At 41.1% G+C, this 1,603-nt stretch carries 1 protein-coding gene and 1 pseudogene; both read left to right on the top strand.

Annotation, left to right across the window (positions count from 1 at the left end):
• Window positions 1-1,233, top strand: a 1,233-nt coding sequence (locus BBH99_RS11520) for a carbohydrate porin (RefSeq protein WP_066695653.1), incomplete at its 5' end; no start/stop codon positions are given.
• 11 nt (window positions 1,234-1,244) lie between these two features.
• Window positions 1,245-1,603 (top strand): annotated as a pseudogene (locus BBH99_RS11515) (sugar phosphate isomerase/epimerase); the annotation flags it as partial.

Here is a 1,603-nt window from a genome sequence, read left to right as displayed (position 1 = left end):
CAGGGATCTTTAGGAGGAAGGATGGATCAGGGGGATTATGTTGACTTTTTACCCGCTTTCCACTTTAGCCCAGTAGTAAACGGTGACAGTACAAAAAGTACAAAAATCGATATGCAGGCGAGATTGAGTTTCTACTCCGGGGGAACTTTTCTTGGAAATGTAGATTCAAAATCCAATCAGGGAATGATTATTGCTTTGCCGGAAGCATTTGTTGAGGCCAGAAACATTATGGGAAGCCATTGGGATGTATGGGCCGGATCGAGATGGCTGAGGTATGATGACGTTCATATTGCAGATTATTTCTATTTTGATGACCATTCGGCAACCGGCTGGGGAGTGAGACACAAAAATACAAGGTTTTCAATGTTTTTCCCGGCTGCTATTGACACTGCAGCCAGCAACTCAACTCCTTATTCTTATACCAACGTTATCAGTGGAACAAAAAATCTTATCTACAGGCAGAGAGAAGTATTCGTTCTGGAACAAACACTACCATTTAAAAATACAAAACATAGGCTGAAACTGCTGGCAGAATTTCATCATGTAGAAAAATCAGGGGAAAATTCCGTTGAGCAGTATCCTTCAGACCGGGGCTGGGTTTTTGGAGCTAAATTAAATACCGATATGGCAACAAAAATTCCGGGATCATTCAATCAGCTTTCAGTGAGATACGGAACCGGAATTGCCAACGGAGGGGATAATGGAAATACACAGACCTGGCGTACTTACGGAGCTCCGGATGAGATCACAAAAACATACAAAGGAGCCTACTCTCTTACCATTGTTGAACATTTCCTCTGGAATATCTCAAACAGATGGTCTCTTAACCCATATGCCGTTTATACCAGAAGTAAAGGAGGGGCAACCAGTAATGATAAGGCCGCAGACTATTATAACCGTGAAATTTTCAACAGGAAAACAGAATTTAATACAGGAATAAGGGCCACCTATTATTTTAACAACTGGTTTCATATTCTTTCCGAGTTTCACTATGCAACCCGAAAAAACGGAACCCAGGATGCAGCATCAATGATGAAACTGGTTCTAGCTCCCACTATTGCTCCTACTTCAGAACGAAGTGTATGGGCAAGACCTCACATCCGTTTTATTGCAGAAGTGTCCAGGTATAATGACCAGGCCATGAACAGCCTTTATTCTCCGTTTTTACAACAGTCAGGATCCAAAAGGTTAGGAACTTATTTCGGAATACGAACAGAATGGTGGTTTTTTTAAAATAAAATATAATGAATATAAAATTTGGAGCTTCCCTACTCTCCTGGATCACTCCGCTATGGAATGCAGAATCGGGAAAATATGCTATAGAAAAAACCGCACAGGCCGGGTTTGATCTCATCGAAATACTGCTACCAGGCTCAATGGACTTTGATGCTGCAACGGTAAAAAAACAGCTCAAGAAAAATCATCTGAAAGCGATATGCTCATTAAACCTTCCAAAGGATGCCCATATTGCGTTTTACCCTGAAGCCGCAGAAAAACTGATCAAAAAAGCAATCGATAAAGTTGATGAATTAGAAACTCAGCTATTGGCCGGAGTATTACACAGCGGAATAGGAGTTTTTACAGGAAAACCACTTACTGAAAA

The organism is Chryseobacterium contaminans (assembly GCF_001684955.1).
Classification (GTDB): Bacteria; Bacteroidota; Bacteroidia; order Flavobacteriales; family Weeksellaceae; genus Chryseobacterium; species Chryseobacterium contaminans.
Note: the sequence above shows the minus strand (reverse complement) of the source record. Positions and strands in the feature narration are given on the sequence as shown.